The organism is Streptomyces sp. NPDC059255, assembly GCF_042752355.1.
GTDB lineage: Bacteria > Actinomycetota > Actinomycetes > Streptomycetales > Streptomycetaceae > Streptomyces.
In genome coordinates this window covers 1-18,739 of record NZ_JBHYZP010000050.1, presented here as the reverse complement: position 1 = coordinate 18,739, position 18,739 = coordinate 1, and the positions used below count along the sequence as shown (strand labels likewise).

Below are 18,739 nucleotides of genomic sequence, written 5' to 3'. Positions count from 1 at the left end.
TTCCGTGCAACGCGTCTGCTTCCTGCTCAAGGTCCGCCAGGACCGCATCGACGAGTACCGCGAACGGCACGCCGCCGTCTGGCCCGACATGCTCGGGGCGCTGTCCGCGTGCGGCTGGCACAACTACTCGCTCTTCCTGCGCGACGACGGCCTGCTCGTCGGCTACCTGGAGACCGAGGACTTCGCGGCGGCCCAGGCCGCCATGGCCGCCACCGACGTCAACACCCGCTGGCAGAACGAGATGGCCGACTTCTTCGAGGCGCTGGACGGCGCCAAGCCGGACGAGGCCATGCGCCCGCTCACCGAGGTCTTCCACCTCGCCTAGATTCCGCTCCCCGGGCAGGGCCCGCCGCCCCGCCCGGGGCCCCGGGGCCTCCCGCCCGAGGCCCCGTCCAGCTCCGGATCAGCCCCCCCCGCTCACGACCCGCAGGACGAAGGAGAGATCCGCGCATGAGGCCCCTGACCGCCGTGCTGCCCGCCCTCGCACTCCTCGCCACCGCCGCACTCCCCGGTTCCGCCGCCGCGGCGGATCCCGCGCCGGCGGTCACCCGGGTCGCCGACACCCAGCTCGACAGCCAGGCAATCTACTTCGTCTCCTACGACGGCCTGGTCAACAACAACTCCTTCCAGAAGAACGGCCTGCTGACCTACCGGGGCTTCCAGTACGCCGCCTGGTACACGGCCGACCGCACCGCCGTCGTCGGCCGCCGCGCCCTGGGCGCCGCCTCCTGGCAGACGGTACGGCTGCCGCACCGGCTCACCGTCAACGACTCCCACAACGTCATCTCGATGGGTCTCTCGCGCGCCGACGGCCGGCTCCACCTCAACATGGACTCGCACAGCGACGGCTTCTTCTACGTCAAGTCGGCCGCCGGACTCATGGACGACCCCGCCGGACGCGCCTGGAACAGCGGCCAGTTCGGGGCCGTGCAGACCACCCTCGACGGCCTCCCTCTCACCTCCCAGTTCACCTATCCGCAGTTCGTCGCCACCCCCGAGGGCCGCCTCCAGCTCAGCTACCGCGTCGGCGTCTCCGGCAACGGCCGCAACGCGCTCGCCGAGTACGACGGCACGAAGTGGACCGCCCTCGGCGAATGGGCGGGCTCCACCGGCACGTACACCAGCGAGCACGGCTCCAGCACCGCCCGCAACATGTACCTCCACGGCATCGACTACGGCGCCGACGGCCGGCTGCACGCCTTCTTCACCTGGCGCGAGCAGAACAGCGCCGTCATGTGCAACGGCGGCGGCCTCACCAACCACGACACGGGCTACGTCTACAGCTCCGACCGCGGCCGCACCTGGCGCACCGCGACCGGCGCCGTGGTCGGCACCACCGGCGGCGCCGACCAGGTGACCGTCGGCGACGCCGGCACGGTCGTCGACCCGCTCAACCCCGACCACTCGCTGATGAACCAGGAGAGCCAGGCCACCGACTCGGCCGGGCTGCCGCACGCGATCATCAGCTACGTCCCCGGCCGCTTCGGCCAGTGCACGACCAACTACGTGGCCGACCGCACCGCGAACGGCCGCGCCTTCCACCTCTTCAAGAACGCGGCGGGCACCTGGAAGAAGACCGAGATACCGGTCGCGCCCGGCTCCACGCAGCGCACCCGCCTCGTCCTCGACCGGTACGACAACGCCTACGCCGTCATGCCGTACGGCCGGATCGTCGCCGCCTCCAAGGCGTCGGGGTACACCGACTGGAAGACCCTGTTCGACGGTGCGGGTCTGAACGCCTTCGGTGAGGTCGTCGTCGACGAGACGCGCATTGCCCAGGACGGTGTCCTGTCGTTCATGTACCAGCAGAAGTCGAGCGGCACCACCCCTTCGGCGATCCGTGTCATCGACTTCCGGCTGCCGTCCTGACGCACCGTCCCGTCCTGAGAGGCCCAGAGGTACCGCCATGACCGCAGGTACGCCCGCACGTACGCCCGCCGTAGCCCGCAAGCCGAGGATCGGACTGGTCGCCGGAGGACTGGGCGCCTACTGGCCCCAGTTCCCCGACCTTCTCCCGCAGCTCCGCCGGTCGGCCGCCCGGGTCGCCGACCGCATGAGGGAGTTCGACGCCGAGGTCGTCGACGTCGGCTTCATCTCGGACGCCCAGGAAGGAGCCGAGGCCGCCGCGAAACTGCGCGCCGCCGACTGCGACCTGATCGTCGGCTTCCTCACCACCTACATGACGGCCACGATGCTCGTCCCGGTCGCCCAACGCAGCGGCGCGCCGGTCCTGCTGATCAATCTCCAGCCCTCCCCGGCCATGGACCACGCCTCCTTCGACACCGGGAAGTGGCTGGCCTACTGCGGCGCCTGCCCGCTGCCCGAGATGGCCAACGCCTTCGAGCGCGTCGGCGTGCCCTTCCGCTCCGTCTCCGGCCATCTGGAGGACGAGCGCGCCTGGCTGCGCATCGGCCGCTGGATCCGCGCCGCGGGGGTCCACGCCGTACTGCGCGGCGGCCGGCACGGCCTGATGGGCCACCTCTATCCGGGGATGTACGACGTCTCGACGGACCTCACCATGGTCCCGGGACAGCTCGGCGGCCATGTCGAGGTCGTCGAATTCGACGACCTCCGGGTACGCGTCGAACAGGTCGGCGACGACGAGCTCACCGCGAAACTGGACGAGACCAGGGACGTCTTCGAACTCGCCGACTCCGTGGTCGAGGAGGACCTGCGCTGGGCGGCCCGGGTCTCCGTCGGACTCGACCGCCTCGTCGCCGACTTCGACCTGGACTCCCTCGCGTACTACCACCGCGGTCTGGCCGGCGAGATCCACGAGCGGCTCGGCGCGGGCATGATCCTCGGCTCCTCGCTGCTGACCGCGCGCGGCATCCCGGCCTGCGGCGAGTACGAGCTGCGGACGTCCCTGGCCATGCTGGTCACGGACCGGCTCGGCGCGGGCGGCTCCTTCACCGAGCTCCAGGCCCTCGACTTCGACGCCGGGGTGGTCGAGATGGGCCACGACGGCCCCGGCCACCTCGCCATCAGCGCGCGCCGGCCCCTGCTGCGCGGACTCGGCGTCTACCACGGCAAGCGCGGCTGGGGCGTCTCCGTCGAGTTCGACGTACGGCACGGCCCCGTCACCCTGGTCGGCATCGGCCAGAGCCGCGACGGCCGGTACCGGCTGATCGCCGCCGAGGGCGAGGTGGTCGACGGACCGCACCTGGAGATCGGCAACACCACCTCGCGCGTCGACTTCGGCTGCGACCCGGGCGAGTGGACCGACGCGTGGAGCGCCAGCGGCGTCGGACACCACTGGGCCCTGGCCACCGGCGCCCTCCTGCCGGAACTGCGCGCGCTCTCGGGCCTGTCCGGCCTGGAGCTCGTGGAAGTCTCCGTCTGATGCGCCGTCCGGTGGGGATCAAGGACGTGGCCGGCGCGGCCGGTGTCTCCGTGGGCACCGTCTCGAACGTGATCAACCGCCCGGAGTCCGTCACCGAGGAGACCCGCCGGCGCGTCCTGTCCGCCATCGATCGGCTCGGTTACGTGCGCAGCGAGTCCGCGCGCCAGCTGCGCGCGGGCCGCAGCCGCATCCTGGCCGTGCTCGTCCTCGACATGGCCAACCCGTTCTTCGTGGACGTGGCCACCGGGGCGGAGCGCTCCGCGCGCGCGGCGGGGCTCGGCGTGATGCTCTGCAACAGCGCGGAGTCCCCGGCCGAGGAGGCCACGTATCTGACGCTCTTCTCCGAGCAGCAGGTACGGGGCGTCCTCGTCACCCCGGCCGACCTGACCGGCCGGAACCTCGACGCCTTCCGCCGCCACCGCATCCCGTTCGTCCTCGTCGACCGCATCGTGCCCAGCGCCGACGGCTGTTCGGTCTCCGTGGACGATGTGAGCGGCGGTGCCCTGGCCGTACGCCATCTGCTGCGCGCCGGCCACCGTGACATCGCGTACGTCAGCGGACCGATGCGTCTCGCACAGTGCCGCAACCGCCGCGAGGGCGCGCTGCTGGCCTTCGCGGAGGCGGGGCTGCCGCCCGGGGCGCTGCGCCAGGTGGAAGCCGCGCGTCTCGACGTCGCCGCGGGCCGGGACGCCGGGGCGCGGCTGCTGGGCATGGACCCCCGCCCGGGTGCGGTGTTCTGCGCCAACGACCTGCTCGCGCTCGGGGTGCTCCAGACCCTTTACCACGCCGGCGTCCGGGTGCCCGAGGACATCGCGCTCGTCGGTTACGACGACATCGAGTTCGCCGCGGCCGCCGCCGTACCGCTGACATCGGTGCGCCAGCCCGCCGTCCAGCTCGGCGCGGACGCGGCCGATCTGCTCATCGAGGAGACCGGGGACGCCGCCGCCACACATCTGCACCGGCGCATCGTGCTCCAGCCCGAACTGGTCGTCCGTGCCTCCACGTTGGCGCGTTCACGCCCTTGACGGCCGGTAAGTGACGCCACGCCACCTCTCCACTTGGTCTAGACCTTGACAGGTGCACGCGATTCCGGTTGGTTCTGTCTCACCCCCCATGGCGAGCGCCGCCCCACGGCTGCTCGCGCGAAGGAGTGAGTCGTTTGAGACAGCGCGCACTTGCATTCCTGACGGCGATGGCAGCGGCCCTCGCCCTCGTGGTCTTCCTGCCGGCCTCGTCGGCCTCCGCCGCCGCCTGCGCCGGCGGCTGGTCGGCATCCGCCGTCTACACCGGCGGCGCCACCGCCTCGTACAACGGCCGCAACTGGTCGGCCAAGTGGTGGACCCAGGGCGAGGCCCCCGGCACCAGCGACGTCTGGGCCGACCTCGGCGGCTGCGACGGATCGAGCCCCGGCGGCGGCTCCGGCACCAGCTGCGACTACCCGGCGTGGGCCGCGGGACGCTCGTACGTCGCCGGTGACATCGTCCGGTACACCGACGGCAAGCTGTACCGGGCCGAACACGACAACCCCGGCTACGACCCGGTCATCAGCACCTGGTACTGGGAGCCCTACACGTGCACCGGCGGGCCGTCCGATCCGCCGTCGCAGGGCTCGTTCGTGGTCAGCGAGAGCCAGTTCAACCAGATGTTCCCGAGCCGGAACCCCTTCTACACCTACAGCGGGCTGACCGCCGCGCTCAGCGCCTACCCCGGGTTCGCGAACACCGGCAGCGACACGGTCAAGCGGCAGGAAGCCGCCGCCTTCCTCGCCAACGTGAGCCACGAGACCGGCGGTCTCGTCCACATCGTAGAGCAGAACACCGCCAACTACCCGCACTACTGCGACGCGAACCAGCCCTACGGCTGCCCCGCCGGACAGGCCGCCTACTACGGGCGCGGACCCATCCAGCTGAGCTGGAACTTCAACTACAAGGCGGCGGGCGACGCGCTCGGCATCGACCTGCTCCGCAACCCCAACCTGGTGCAGAACGACGCGGCCGTGGCCTGGAAGACGGCCCTCTGGTACTGGAACACCCAGACGGGGCCGGGCACGATGACCCCGCACAACGCCATGGTCAACGGCCGTGGTTTCGGTGAGACCATCCGCTCCATCAACGGCAGCATCGAGTGCAACGGGGGCAACCCCGGACAGGTGCAGAGCCGCATCAACAACTACCAGCGCTTCACCCAGATCCTCGGGACCACCCCCGGATCCAACCTGAGCTGCTGACAGCAGGACCACCGCGTGGGTACGTGACAGGGCCGGTGCGGGCGCGGAGCCCGCACCGGCCCTGCCGCGTGCGCGGCGCCGTACGGCCGGACGCGTACCGGTCATCGGCCATCCGCTATCCGGTCCGCCGCGCGGCCGTCGCGGGCAGCTCCGCCACGGGGGCCTCCGCCGGAACGTCCGCGGCCGGTCCCTGGCCCTGCCCTTGCCCCGGCACCGATCCCGCCGCCCCGCGCGCCAGCTCGGCGTTGAACTGCGCGCCCGCCAGCAGCGAGAGATTGGTGACCCACAGCCAGACCAGGAAGACGATGATCCCGGCGAGCGAACCGTAGAGCCGGTTGTACGTGCCCGCGTGCGCCGTGTAGACGGCGAACCCCCCGGAGGTCAGCAGCCAGAGGACCACCGCGAGGATCCCGCCGGGCAGCGCGCGCCGCAGCGTGCGCGTCCCGCGCGGGCCGGTACGGAAGACCATCAGCACCAGCACCGCCGCGATCGCCAGCAGCATCGGCCACTTCAGCGCGCTCCACACCAGCCGCACCGTCGTGCCCATCCCCAGCATCCGCCCCACCGCGTCGGCGGCCTCGCCGGTGAGGACCAACGTGATGGCGCTGGTCACCAGCAGTGCCAGCAACCCGCACGCGGTCAGCGCGATCCGCGGCGCGGTACGCCACGGCGGCCGGCTGTCGACGGCGCCGTGCATGGCGTGCAGCCCCCGGCGGAACACCCCGAGGTAGCTGGAGGACGACCAGAGCGCGCCGACCGTACCGAACGACGCCAGCAGCCAGGCCGCGGAGCGCTGCCGCGCCATCTCCTCCAGCGAACTGCGCACCAGGTCCCGGGACTGCCCGGGCACGATGGCCGCCACCTGGTTGGCCAGCTTCCCGCTGGCGTCGGGTCCCGCCAGCCCGATGGAGCAGACGGTGACCAGCAGCGCCGGGAAGATCGCCAGAACGGCGTAGTAGGTGAGCGCGGCGGCCCGGTCCGCGGCGTCGTCGTGCCAGAGCGCGAGCGGCGTACGCTTCAGCGCGCCGGCCAGCCGCCTGCCCCGGGCCGACCGCGCCGGACGGCTGTCCCGCCCGGCGCCCGGCCCCGCCCCCTCCGGGCCGTCGCCGGACCGCGACGCTCCGCTGTGCCCGGGTTCCTCGGCGGACAACGCTGCCTCCCGCGTGCTCGAATGTGGTGCCGGCCGACGACCGGCCGCAGGTCACAGCCTGCCTCATCACGCCGGCCGACCCCGACCCGGACCACGGTCACCGCGTCCCCGGCCACCGAGGCCCCGCCTCTACCGCTACGACGCCTGACCGTACGCCGCCCCTCGGCCCGGTACGTGCGACGGCCTCCCGCGTGGGCACGCGGGAGGCCGTCATTACAAGGGCGCGCGGTCCCGGGACCCGGGACCGCGCTGTCGTGCCGGTCTCAGCCCTCGTGACCGCCGCCCTCGTGACCGCCGCCCTTGTGACCGTCTTCCTCGTGGCCGCCGCGCTTGTGCTCGCCCGACAGGTTGGCGCACTTGTTGCCGAACGCCGGGTTGAGCAGACCGACCACGTCGATGGTGTTGCCGCAGACGTTGATCGGGAGGTGCACGGGCACCTGGACCACGTTGCCGGACAGGACACCGGGCGAGCCGATGGCCGCTGCCTCGGCACCGGCGTCGGCAACGGCCATACCGGCGCCACCGGCCAGGACGGCACCCGTGCTGACGAGAACAGCGGTGGCCTTCGCGATACGCGACATCAAGTATCTCCTTGAACGTTTCGGGCGAAGCCGCACGATGTGCGGCCTTCACGCACTTCAACGCCCTGGCTCACGCGGGGTAACGGACAACCCGCCATTCGGTGCCGCTCGTCCGGATCATCACCTGGTCAGCGCAGTGGCCGGTACGGAGGTCCGTGGGACGGGGCCATGCCTCCGGGGAGTGGCCCGGGCCGATCGGTGAGATGGTGGCTGCATGGCTGATCGGGGCGCACCTCCGGCTGCCGTACCGCTGCCGGACGACTGGCCGGCCCGCCCGGATCGGAGCCTGGCCCTCAACCGCATGGGCAGCTTCGACTGGGACCTCGACAGCGGGCTGCTCCACCTCGATCCGGCCGCCCTCGCCGTGTTCGACCTGCTCCCGGGCGAGTACGACGGCGATCCGGCGGCCCTCACGCGCCGGATCCCGCACGCCGAGGCCGCCCGGCTGAAGGCGCTCGTGGCCCGTGCCCTCAAGTCCGGCACGGCCCGGCACAGCGCGTACTTCCGGGTCAGACCGCGGGGCGGATCCTCGCGCTGGGCCCATGTCCAGGCGTATCTCGGCCGCGACGCCGCGGGCCGGACCCGCCGGATCATCGGCGTCGTACGGAGCGCCGAGCGCGAGCTGGCCCAGGCCGCCGCGCGGAGCGACCTGACCGAGGCGCGGCGCAGACTGACCGGAGTGGTGTCCCGCACCACCGCTCTGCTGGCCCGCGCGGAGAGCGTCGAGGACGTCCTCGACGTACTGCGCGACCCCCAGGCGCTCGGTCACCTCACCGCGGTGAGCGTGATGCTCGGCGTGGTCGAGGGCGGCCGGATCCGGCTGGTCGCCGAGGGGCGCGCCGGATCGTACGTACCGCGTCTGCGCTACACCCGGGTCGACGAGGCGTTCCCGATGAGCGAGGTGGTACGGACCCGGCGGCCCCGCTTCATCGCCTCGCGCGAGGAGTTCAGGACCTCCTACCCGCTGCTCTGGCCCTTCATCGAATCGCTCTCCGTCGTCTCCGGCGCCTATCTGCCGCTGATCGTCCAGTCCACCCCTATCGGGGTGCTCGGGCTGCTCTCCCCGCTGCCCGGCGCCTTCAGCGACGAGGAGCGCACGCTGCTGCTCGCCCTCGGCAGCTCCATCGCGCAGAGCCTGCAGCGCGCCATGCTGTACGAGCAGCGGCACGACCTCGCCGAGGGGCTCCAGCAGGCGATGCTGCCCCGCCGGATTCCGGAGGTCCCCGGCGCGCTGACCGCCGTACGGTACCGCTCGGCGCGGCTCGGCCGGAGCGTCGGCGGGGACTGGTACGACGTGCTGCCGCTGCCCGGCGGCCGGGTGGGGCTGACCATCGGCGACGTCCAGGGCCACGACACGGACGCGGCCGTCGTGATGGGCCAGTTGCGGATGGCCCTGTGGGCGTACACCGCCGAGGGCCACCCGCCCCCGACCGCGCTGGCCCGCGCCTCGGCGCTGCTGCGCGAACTGGGCACCGAGCGCTTCGCGACCTGCACGTACGTCGAAGTGGACCTGGTCGGAGGGGCGCTGCGGATCGTGCGCGCCGGACATCTCGACCCGCTGCTGCGGCACGCCGACGGACGCTGCGAGTGGATCGGGACGGCCGGCGGGCTGCCGCTCGGCCTCTCCGCGGAGTTCGCCGGCCACGGCGCCATCGACTATCCGGTCACCGAGGCGGTGCTCGGCCCGGGCGAGACCCTGCTCCTGTGCACCGACGGCCTGGTGGAACGGCCGGGGATCGACCTCGGCGAGAGCCTCGAAGCGCTCCGGCGGACCGTACGGACGGGGCCCACGGAGCTGCCCGCCCTGGCCGACCTGCTCTTCGACGTGGTGGGCGGGCCCGGGGGCGGCGACGACATGGCCCTGCTGCTCCTGCGCCGCACCGCCGCGGGCCCCGGCGGCCGGTCCTGATCCCGGACGCGCCGGGACCTGACGGACCGGCGCGGCATTGACCCGTTCGACGGCGTCATCGCGTGTTCTCCACATCGTTCCCGTGAACCCCTGGTTCATTGGCGTGTGCACGGCAATCCTGGGCGTGTCCCGCGAAGCAGCGCTCAGCCATGTCCACTCACCGTCATCCAGGAGAAGTTGTGGGCCCAGGCATCGCCGGGCGGACCGCCGTGCTCTGCGCGGCCGTCACCGCCCTCACCGTCGGGGCGGCCGCCCCGTCCGCCGCCGACTCCGCCCCCGATCCGCACCCCCGTACCGCCGCCGAGATCCTGCGCCCCGTCGCCCCGCCGCCCGCGAGCGCGGCCGACGGGGCCGCCGGACGGGCCGCCACCGTACGGTCCGTCGCCGACGCCGACGGCATCGAGACGGCCCACGCGGAACGGCCGATCGCCCCCGGCGTCCGGCTGACCTCGTACGACCGGCTCGAATCCGACAAATGGCTGCGGGTCGACACTCTCTCCGTCGACCTCGGCGGCGGTGGCGCCCGGGCCGACTACCTCTCCACCGGGAAGGTCTCCGACCGCCGCACGGTCTCCGAACTCGCCGCCCGGCACGACCCGGGGCCCGGCCGCCGCACCGTCGCCGCCATCAACGCGGACTTCTTCGACATCAACGAGACGGGCGCGCCGCAAGGGCCCGGCATCGCGGACGGCACGGTCGTCCACTCCCCGGCGCCCGGCGCCCACCAGGCGATCGGTATCGGTCCCGGAGCCGCCGGACGCGTGCTGCGGCTCTACTTCGACGGCACCGTCACCCTCCCCTCGGGACCCCGAGCACTGGAGGCCTACAACGCCGCGAACGTGCCTGCCGGCGGCATCGGCGCCTATACGGCCGGCTGGGGCGAGGCCGACCGCGCGCTCACCGTCGACCGCGCGACGCCGGTCGCCGAGGCGGCCGTACGGGACGGGCGCGTCGTCTCCGTCACCGACCGGCCGGGCACCGGCCCCATCACCACCGGCACGACCGTCCTGGTCGGCAGGGAAGCGGGCGCCGAGGCGCTCGCCGCACTGCGCCCCGGCGACCCGGTCACCCTGGAGTACCGGCCGCGCACCGACGACGGCGGGCCCGTGCCGCGCACCGCCGTCGGCGGCCGCGAACTCCTCGTCGTCGACGGCGAGGCGGTGAGCCACGAGGGCGAGGGCAACAACACCGCCGCGCCCCGTACCGCCGTCGGCTTCTCCCGGGACGGCGCCACGATGCGGGTGATCACCGTCGACGGCCGGCAGGCCGACAGCGGCGGCGTGACCCTCACCGAACTGGGCCTGATGATGGAGCGGGCGGGCGCGCACAGCGCGCTCAACCTCGACGGCGGCGGCTCCTCCACCCTCGTCGCCCGCGCACCGGGCAGCGACGCGCTGCGCGTGGAGAACAGCCCCTCCGACGGCAGCGAGCGCACCGTCCCCAACGGCCTCGCGCTCACCGCCCCCGACGGCAGCGGAGAACTGACCGGCTTCTGGGTCGAGACCCGCACCTCCGCGGGCGCCGCCCCCACCGCCGACCCCGTCCGGGGCGGCCACCCCGAGCGGGTCTTCCCCGGACTGACCCGCCGTCTGACGGCCGCCGGATACGACGAGACGTACGGCCCCGCCGCCGGCGACCCGCGCTGGCGGACCCTGCGGCCCTCCGTGGGCCGGGTCGACCGCGACGGCCTCTTCACCGCGCGGTCCGGCGGCACCACGCGGGTACGGGCCGAACACGGCCGCGCCCACGGCTCCACCGAACTGACGGTGCTCGGCCCACTCGCCCGCCTCCGGCCGACCACCCCGCGCATCGGGCTCGCGGACGCCGCCGCCACCGGGACCTTCGGCATCGTCGGGCTCGACGCGCACGGCACCAGCGCGCCGGTCGAACCCCGCGACGTGACCCTCGACTACGACCGCGCACTCTTCTCCGTCACCGACGACGGCAACGGCTCCTTCACCGTGACCGCGCTGAAGGACGGCGGCGCCGGACGGATCACCGCCACCGCGGGCGGCGTCACCACCGCGCTCGCCGTCGGCGTCGGGCTGGACGAGGAGCCCGTCTCCGGCTTCGACGACGCCGCGTCCTGGACCTTCAGCCAGGCGCGGGCGGACGGCTCCGTCGCCGCCACCCCGGACGGCCGCACCGGCACCGGCCTCACCCTCCGTTACGACTTCACCCGGTCCACCGCGACCCGCGCCGCCTACGCCACCCCGCCGCGACAGCTCACCGTGGCCGGCCGCCCGCAGTCCCTCAAGCTCTGGATCAAGGGTGACGGCAACGGCGCCTGGCCCACCCTCCACCTCAAGGACGCGGCCGGCTCGGACCAGTTGCTGCGCGGCCCCTACGTCACCTGGACCGGCTGGCGTCAGGTGACCTTCGACGTACCGGCCGGGGCCCCGGCACCCCTCGCCGTCCACCGCTTCTACCTCGCGGAGACCGCCGCCGCCCGGCAGTACACCGGGGAGATCGTCATCGACGAGCTGACGGCGCAGGTGCCGCCCGACGTCGACCTGCCCGCGCCGCCGCGCACCGCCGACCCGCTGATCGACACGGCCGCCGGGACCGCCGGGCGGGACTGGCGGTTCGCGGTGATGTCCGACGCGCAGTTCGTCGCCCGCGACCCGGACAGCGCGATCGTGGCCCAGGCCCGCCGCACCCTGCGCGAGATCAGGGCGGCGAAGCCGGACTTCCTCGTCGTCAACGGCGACCTGGTGGACGAGGGTTCACCCGCGGACCTCGACTTCGCCCGGACCCTCCTCACCGAGGAACTGGGCGACGCGCTGCCCTGGTACTACGTGCCCGGCAACCACGAGGTGATGGGCGGCTCCATCAAGGAGTTCGTCGCACGGTTCGGCCCCGCCCAGCGGGTCTTCGACCACCGGGGCACCCGCTTCCTCACCCTCGACACCTCCGCCCTGACCCTGCGGGGCGGTGGCCTCGCCCAGATCAGGGCCGTACGGGAGCAGCTCGACGCGGCGGCGCGGGACGACCGGATCGGCTCGGTGATGGTGATCGAGCACGTACCGCCGCGCGACCCGACCGTCCAGCAGGCCAGCCGGCTCGGCGACCGCAAGGAGGCGGCCCTCCTGGAACAGTGGCTCGCCGAGTTCCGCCGTACGACGGGCAAGGGCGCCGGATTCATCGGCGGCCACGTCGGGGTCTTCGACGCCTCCCGCGTGGACGGCGTGCCGTATCTGATCAACGGCAACTCCGGCAAGGCGCCCGCCGCCCCGCCGGGCGAGGGAGGCTTCACCGGCTGGTCGCTCATCGGGGTGGACCGGGTCTCCCGGGGTGAGTGGACCGCCGCCCGGTCCGCGCCGTGGAAGGGCGGCCCCGACTGGGTCTCCGTGCAGACCCGCGCGCACACCGACGTGCTGACCCTCGACGCGCCGGACACGCTGGCACCCGGCCGGAGCGCGCACGTGTCGGCGACGGTCACCCAGGGCACCCGGACGGTCCCCGTCGGTTCCCCGCTCAGCGCCGACTGGACCGGTTCCCTCAACCTCCGCGTCGGCGACCGCGAGGGCGTAAGGCCCCGCCACGCGGCGGTCCTCGACCCCGCCACCGGGACCCTCACGGCGCTGCGGCCCGGGACGGTCACCCTCGCGGTCACCGTGAACGGGGTGACCCGGAAGGCGGAGATCCGCATCGCCGCCGACGCGCCGGGCACGGGGGAGGCGCCGCCGGGCGCCCGCCCAGGGGCGGCGACTTTCGGATGAGTACGGCCGCGGTGTCCGCGACTTTGGTCCCGGACACCGCGCCCGATGGCCGATGGCCGGCCCGCCGCGCCATTCCTAGCCTGGGCGGGTGAAGACGTTTCTCGGATTCCTCTGCTTCGTGCTGCTGTCCCAGGGTGTGGGCGGCCTGCTGTACCACATGACGGACGGATCGTTCCGGCTCTGGTCCTTCGTCTCCAGGACGAGTCTCTTCGACGGCTACGAGATCTATGTGAGCGTCGTGCTGATCGTCGCCGGTCTTGCCATGGGCGCGGCGACCGGGGCGGTCAAGAAGGGGGGTTCCTGACCGCCCCGCCCACCGGACGCGGCGTGCCGGAGTGCCCCGAGGGGTGGAAGCTGGAGACAGGGCTCCCGCCCGCCCCGCCGGCCTCCGGCCCGACCGAGAAAGGGCGCGCTCATGAGAACCGTACGACTCGGCTCCCAGGGACTCACCGTCTCCGCGGAGGGTCTGGGCGCCATGGGAATGAGCGTCTGGTACGGCCCGCGGGACGAACAGGAGGCGATGGCCACCCTCAACCGGGCCGTCGACCTCGGGGTCACCCACATCGACACGGCCGAGGCGTACGGCCCCTTCGAGAACGAGAAGCTGATCGGCCGCGCCCTCGGGAGACGGCGCGACGAGATCACCATCGCGACGAAGTTCGCCACCGAGTTCGACGACGACGGCACACCCCACGGCCCCAACGGCAGCGCCGCGTACGCGCACCGCGCGGTCGACCGCTCACTGCGCCACCTGGGCACGGACGTCATCGACCTGTACTACCTGCACCGCGTCGACCCCGACGTGCCGATCGAGGAGAGCGTCGGGGCGATGGGCGAGATGGTCGGCGCGGGCAAGGTCCGCTACATCGGCATCTCCGAGGCGAGCCCCGACCTCGTCCGCCGCGCCCACGCGGTCCATCCGCTGACCGCGCTCCAGTCGGAGTACTCGCTGTTCAGCCGGGACGTGGAGCACAACGACGTGCTGGCGACCGTACGGGGGCTCGGCATCGGCTTCGTCGCGTACTCCCCGCTCGGCCGCGGCTTCCTCGCGGGCCGGATCACCCACCGGGACCAGCTGGCGCCGGACGACGTCCGCCGCCGGATGCCCCGCTTCACCCAGGAGAACATCAGGACCAACCTCGCCGTCGTCCACAAGGTGACCGAACTGGCCGACGCGAAGGGCATCACCCCCACCCAGCTCACCCTGGCCTGGCTGCTCGCCCAGCGCGTCGTGCCGATCCCGGGCACCAAGCGGCGTACGTACCTCGAACACAACGCGGAGGCGGCGGACATCGAACTGACCACCGAGGACCTGGCGGCGATCGACGCGGTGGCGCCGCACGGCGTCGCGGCGGGGGAGCGGCACGCCTCGCCGGACCGGTGACCGGGCGCGGCGACCGCGGGCCCCGGCCGCACCGGCCTGCTCCACGGGGTCAGGAACGCCCGTCCACGGCGGTCGAACGCCCGAGATACGTGACGGGACCGGGGTCCGGCACCGCGATCGGCCGGAAACCGAGCCGGTCGTAGAAGGCGCGCGCCGGGGTGTTGGCGGTGGACATGCACAGGTGGACGGCGTCGACACCCTGGTGGCGCAGGGCGCCGAGAAAGGCGTGCATCAGCGTGCGGCCGTGCCCCCGGCGCTGGGCCTCGGGCAGCAGGTCGATGTGGAGATGCGCGGGGTACCCGGCCAGTTCGGGCAGGACCATCCGCTCCGGCCGGTGCAGCAGGGCGATCATCTCTTCGCTGGGGGTACGGGCAGGCCCCGTCGGCACCGGGTAGCGTCCGGTCAGCGGTGGCAGCCAGACCTCACGGAACGCCGTGACGAAGGCGGCGGTGTCGGCGGTGCCGAGCACGTACCCGACCGCCCGGCCCGTGCCGTCGTCGACCACGAAGGTCAGCTCCGGCTCCAGCACGGCGTAGGGCGCCGCGAAGATGCTCGGCAGCAGGTCGTGGTCCGGGTAGATGTGCCGGGAGTCCCGGCCCTGGTGACCGGTGCGTACGCAGATGTCGTACAGCGCGGGCAGGTCCTCGGGACGGTACGGGCGCACGACGGGAGCGAGGGAAGCCATGGCGGCATGCTGCCCGCAGTCGTCACGCTCCCACAACACGGACCGGTGATCCGGGGTTTTCTCCGGGGCGGATCGGGCGGATATCGGTCAACTTCTCCCCAGGACGGGCCGTCCTCTCCCACACAACCGAAACGAGGAGAGCCCATGTCCCGAACACGAGCCTTACGACACGCCGTTGCCGCGGAACGGCCCGCCGGGGAACGGCTCGTCGATCTCACGGTACGGTCCCCGGCCCTGGCCGGGGACGCCGCGGTACGGCTGCTCACCCCGGACGGCCGGGCGGAGCGCGGTCCGGATGACCGGTGGCCGGTGCTGTACCTGCTGGCCGGCGGCGACGGGAACCATCTCACCTGGACCGAGGAGTACAAGGTCCAGAACCTGCCCGAACTGCGGGAGACCCTGGTCGTGATGCCCGCCATGCCCCTGTTCGGCTTCTACAGCGACTGGTGGCGGCCCGCCGAGGCGGGCCGCGCGCCGTGGAGACCTTCCACCTGCGCGAGGTACGCCCCCTCCTGGAACACCACTACGGGGCGGGGACGCGCCGGGCGGCGGCCGGCGAGTCCCAGGGCGGCTTCAGGGCCCTGTCGTACGCGGCGAGGAACCCCGGCCTGTTCCGCGGCGTCGCGAGCTACAGCGGATTCGTGCACCCGCTGGCCCATCCGCGCGCGGTCCGGGCGGCGATGAACTACCTGGGGATGGACTGGCGCCGCCTCTGGGGTGATCCGGTGGCCCAGCGGGACGTCTGGGAGGCGCACGACCCCTACCATCTCGCCCCGCGGCTGCGCCACATCCCGGTCCATCTCTCCAGCGGTGACGGCAGGGCCGGCGCGCTCGACCCCGAGGACGTGGAGCCCGACCCCGAGATCCCCGGCCTGGAGGATCCGGCGCGGCCCTTCCCCGAGGACGTCATCTCGCCGACGGAGGCCCTGATGGGCGAGGAGAGCCGCGCGGTGGCGGACCGCCTCCGCCGTCAGGGCACGCCGCTGACCACGCACTTCTACCGGGGAACGCACGATCCCGTCCACTGGGAACGCGATCTGCGCCGGTCGCTGCCGATGCTGCTGCGCTCCCTGGAGCCGGGGCCCCGGCACTCGTGATAGGTGCCGGGCAGGGCGCGGGCCGGGACGGCGGGCCCCTCAGCCGTCACCGAAGGCGGCGAGGTGGTCCCGCGCCCAGGTGCGGTAGGGGCGGGCCGGACGGCCCAGCAGCGTCCGCACCGTCGGCTCCACCCGCGCTTTGGCGCCCGCCCCCTGCCGTACGGCGCTCTCCAGCAGCGCGTCCGCCACCGGACGCGGCAGGCGGGCGAGGAGGCCGGCGTACGCCTGCTCCCGCGTCAGCTCCACCAGCCGCAGCGGGCGTCGCAGCAGCCCGGAGAGTACGGCCACCTGCTCGGCCGCGCTGATCGCCGCCGGGCCCGTGAGGGAGTGGGCGCGGCCCGGGAGCACGGCGCCGGTGAGGGCCAGCGCGGCGACCTCGGCGATGTCACGCGGATCCACGGTGGCGTTGGGCGAGGCGCCGTGGAAGGCACGCACCACCCCCTCGGCGCGGATCGAGGGCGCCCAGCCCAGGGTGTTGGACATGAAGGCCCGCGGCCGCAGCAGGGTCCACGCCAGGCCCGAGGCGCGGAGCAGTTCCTCCGCGTTCCGCTGCCAGCGGGTGACCAGATCGTCGGCGTCGGGCTCGGTCACCGCCCGCGCCGACAGCTTCACCACGTGGCGTACGCCGGCGCGGCGGGCCGCGGTGACGAAGTGCTCGTCATGGGCGGGCGCGAGCGGATCCGACGTGACGAGGAACGCCGCCCGCACGCCGGCCAGCGCGGCGTCCAACGAGGCGGGCTCCCCGAAGTCGCCGCCCACCACCTCGGTCCCCGGACCGGCGTACGCGGCGGCCCGGCAGGGATCGCGGGCGAGCAGCCGTACCGGTTCCGCCGTGGTCAGACACCGCGCCACGAGCCGCCCGACGGTGCCCGTGACCCCCGTCAGCAGGATCACCGGCCGGCCCCGCCGTGACCCGGACCCGCCGTCCGTCCCGCCCCCGTGACGACGCGCGGGGAGCCCGGGGCGACACGCCGGGCGGCGACCGGCTTCCCGAACGTCCGAAACCGCCGTCCACCGGGGACCGCGGCAGGGCCGGGGACGGCCCGGATCCGGCCGCCGGCACCGGCCGGATCCCGGTGCGCACACCACGAGAAGACCATGGGAACCATCCCTCCCGCGCCCGGCGCCCGGCGATGTCCGCACGGCGCCACTGCCCCCTGAACGGGCGACCCCGCATGTGGCCTCCCTACGTTCCGTAGTCGCGCGTGGAATCCTGACGGCTCCTCGGTTCACCCGCCCGTCCGTCCCGGCCCAGCGGTCCGTCGGCACTGCCACCTGTTTCTCCCAGGTTGCGGGGCGGTGGCCCAGCCCTGAATGTGGGCCCCAGTTCACAGCGAACACGAATGAAGGAGAGAGCGCGTCGTGGCGACTCTGTGCAAACCCGCGGTCTCGGTTCCCGAACATGTGATCACCATGGAGGACACGCTCGCCCTCGCGCGCTCGCTCCACGCCGACCACCCGCAACTGCCCCTCGCGCTGCGGCTGATCGAGAACACCGGAGTCGCCAAGCGGCATATCGTCCAGCCCATCGAGGACACGCTGCGCCACCCCGGTTTCGAGGACCGCAACATGCTGTACGAGGCCGAGGCCAAGCGGCGCGTGCCCGAAGTCATCCGGCGCGCCCTCGACCACGCCGAGCTGCGCCCCGCCGACATCGACATGATCGTCTACGTCTCGTGCACCGGCTTCATGATGCCGTCGCTGACCGCCTGGCTGATCAACACCATGGACTTCCCCGGCCACACCCGCCAGCTCCCGATCGCCCAGCTCGGCTGCGCGGCGGGCGGCGCCGCCATCAACCGGGCCCACGACTTCTGCCGGGCCTACCCCGGCAGCAATGTGCTCATCGTCGCCTGCGAGTTCTGCTCGCTCTGCTACCAGCCGACGGACCTCGGGGTCGGATCCCTGCTCTCCAACGGCCTGTTCGGCGACGCGGTCGCCGCCGCCGTCGTGCGGGGCGAGGGCGGCACCGGCATCACGATGGAGCGCAACGGCTCGCACCTCGTGCCCGACACCACCGACTGGATCGCCTACAGCGTGCGCGCCACCGGATTCCACTTCCTGCTCGACAAGCGCGTGCCCACCACCATGGAGCCGCTGGCCCCCGCCCTCCGTACGATGGCCGACCAGCACGGCTGGGACGCCACCGGCCTCGACTTCTACATCATCCACGCCGGGGGTCCGCGCATCCTGGACGACCTCAGCCACTTCCTCGAAGTGGCGCCGGAGGCATTCCGGTTCAGCCGGGGCACGCTCACCGAGTACGGCAACATCGCCAGCGCCGTCGTCCTCGACGCCGTACGCCGCCTCTTCGACGAGGGGCTGGTGGCCGACGGGGCCCGGGGCATCGTCGCGGGGTTCGGGCCCGGGATCACCGCCGAGATGGCGCTGGGACGGTGGACGCGCTCCGGCCCGGCCGCCGGCCTCGGCCCGGCCCGGCGCGGCCAGTTGGAGACGGCGGGCCGCGGCGCCTTCTCCTGACCCGCGTCCGAGCCGGTGCGGCAGGGGCGGCGCGCCCGGTGCGGGGACGCGCCGGAGGAGCCCCGCCGCCCCGGCCGGATCCGTGGGGCGGGGGCCCCCCCCCCCCCCCCCGGGGGGCCCCCCCCCCCCCCCCCCCCCCCCCCACCCCCCCCGGGGCCCC

The 18,739-nt window shown here is 73.4% G+C and carries 15 protein-coding genes and 1 pseudogene; 11 read left to right on the top strand and 5 right to left on the bottom strand.

What is annotated here, in order from left to right; genetic code table 11:
* Positions 1-4: 4 nt before the first annotated feature.
* The 5 genes from ACFXKG_RS37245 to ACFXKG_RS37225 all read left to right on the top strand — a co-directional run bounded on the left by ACFXKG_RS37245 (position 5) and on the right by ACFXKG_RS37225 (position 5,570).
* A complete protein-coding gene (locus tag ACFXKG_RS37245; protein WP_384848852.1) occupies positions 5-325 on the top strand; it encodes an L-rhamnose mutarotase in 321 nt (106 codons plus the stop codon).
* 125 nt (positions 326-450) lie between these two features.
* On the top strand, positions 451-1,869 hold the full coding sequence (locus ACFXKG_RS37240; protein WP_384848776.1) for a BNR repeat-containing protein: 1,419 nt from the start codon (positions 451-453) through the stop codon (positions 1,867-1,869).
* A 37-nt stretch (positions 1,870-1,906) separates the two neighbouring features.
* Complete coding sequence (locus ACFXKG_RS37235) at positions 1,907-3,343, top strand: arabinose isomerase (RefSeq protein WP_384848773.1); 1,437 nt, start codon at positions 1,907-1,909, stop codon at positions 3,341-3,343.
* Positions 3,343-4,368 (top strand): LacI family DNA-binding transcriptional regulator, encoded by a 1,026-nt coding sequence (locus ACFXKG_RS37230; protein WP_384848770.1) that lies wholly within the window; start codon positions 3,343-3,345, stop codon positions 4,366-4,368. The genes ACFXKG_RS37235 and ACFXKG_RS37230 overlap by 1 nt, the downstream gene beginning before the upstream one ends.
* Before the next feature lie 134 nt (positions 4,369-4,502).
* Positions 4,503-5,570, top strand: a complete 1,068-nt coding sequence (locus tag ACFXKG_RS37225) for a glycoside hydrolase family 19 protein (RefSeq protein WP_384848767.1) — start codon at positions 4,503-4,505, stop codon at positions 5,568-5,570.
* A 115-nt stretch (positions 5,571-5,685) separates the two neighbouring features.
* Here ACFXKG_RS37225 and ACFXKG_RS37220 read toward each other — a convergent pair whose 3' ends face one another.
* Complete coding sequence (locus ACFXKG_RS37220; RefSeq protein WP_384848764.1) at positions 5,686-6,720, bottom strand: YihY/virulence factor BrkB family protein; 1,035 nt, start codon at positions 6,718-6,720, stop codon at positions 5,686-5,688.
* Between the two features lie 263 nt (positions 6,721-6,983).
* Positions 6,984-7,301, bottom strand: a complete 318-nt coding sequence (locus tag ACFXKG_RS37215) for a chaplin (protein WP_384848761.1) — start codon at positions 7,299-7,301, stop codon at positions 6,984-6,986.
* Positions 7,302-7,515: 214 nt separating this feature from the next.
* On the opposite strand from ACFXKG_RS37215, the pseudogene ACFXKG_RS37210 reads away from it, so the two are divergent.
* From ACFXKG_RS37210 to ACFXKG_RS37195, 4 genes and pseudogenes are all read left to right on the top strand, one after another.
* Positions 7,516-9,204: pseudogene (locus tag ACFXKG_RS37210) on the top strand (SpoIIE family protein phosphatase); the annotation flags it as partial.
* A 185-nt stretch (positions 9,205-9,389) separates the two neighbouring features.
* Positions 9,390-12,932 (top strand): phosphodiester glycosidase family protein, encoded by a 3,543-nt coding sequence (locus ACFXKG_RS37205; RefSeq protein WP_384848758.1) that lies wholly within the window; start codon positions 9,390-9,392, stop codon positions 12,930-12,932.
* Positions 12,933-13,020: 88 nt separating this feature from the next.
* Positions 13,021-13,236: a hypothetical protein gene (locus ACFXKG_RS37200; protein WP_384848755.1), complete on the top strand. Its 216-nt coding sequence runs from the start codon at positions 13,021-13,023 to the stop codon at positions 13,234-13,236.
* Between the two features lie 111 nt (positions 13,237-13,347).
* Positions 13,348-14,316: an aldo/keto reductase gene (locus ACFXKG_RS37195; RefSeq protein WP_384848752.1), complete on the top strand. Its 969-nt coding sequence runs from the start codon at positions 13,348-13,350 to the stop codon at positions 14,314-14,316.
* 49 nt (positions 14,317-14,365) lie between these two features.
* Here the strand turns inward: ACFXKG_RS37195 and ACFXKG_RS37190 are convergent, their stop codons facing one another.
* Entirely contained in the window at positions 14,366-15,001 is a 636-nt protein-coding gene (locus ACFXKG_RS37190; RefSeq protein ID WP_384848749.1) for a GNAT family N-acetyltransferase, read from the bottom strand.
* A 162-nt stretch (positions 15,002-15,163) separates the two neighbouring features.
* Positions 15,164-15,346 (bottom strand): hypothetical protein, encoded by a 183-nt coding sequence (locus ACFXKG_RS37185; RefSeq protein WP_384848746.1) that lies wholly within the window; start codon positions 15,344-15,346, stop codon positions 15,164-15,166.
* Positions 15,347-15,477: 131 nt separating this feature from the next.
* Here ACFXKG_RS37185 and ACFXKG_RS37180 point away from each other — a divergent pair, with 131 nt between their 5' ends.
* Entirely contained in the window at positions 15,478-16,098 is a 621-nt protein-coding gene (locus ACFXKG_RS37180; protein WP_384848743.1) for an alpha/beta hydrolase, read from the top strand.
* 39 nt (positions 16,099-16,137) lie between these two features.
* Here ACFXKG_RS37180 and ACFXKG_RS37175 read toward each other — a convergent pair whose 3' ends face one another.
* Positions 16,138-16,992 carry an NAD(P)H-binding protein gene (locus ACFXKG_RS37175; protein ID WP_384848740.1) on the bottom strand — a complete coding sequence of 285 codons (855 nt, stop codon included), beginning with the start codon at positions 16,990-16,992 and terminating at the stop codon, positions 16,138-16,140.
* Positions 16,993-17,460: 468 nt separating this feature from the next.
* Here ACFXKG_RS37175 and ACFXKG_RS37170 point away from each other — a divergent pair, with 468 nt between their 5' ends.
* On the top strand, positions 17,461-18,579 hold the full coding sequence (locus ACFXKG_RS37170) for a type III polyketide synthase (protein WP_384848737.1): 1,119 nt from the start codon (positions 17,461-17,463) through the stop codon (positions 18,577-18,579).
* Positions 18,580-18,739 lie beyond the last annotated feature (160 nt).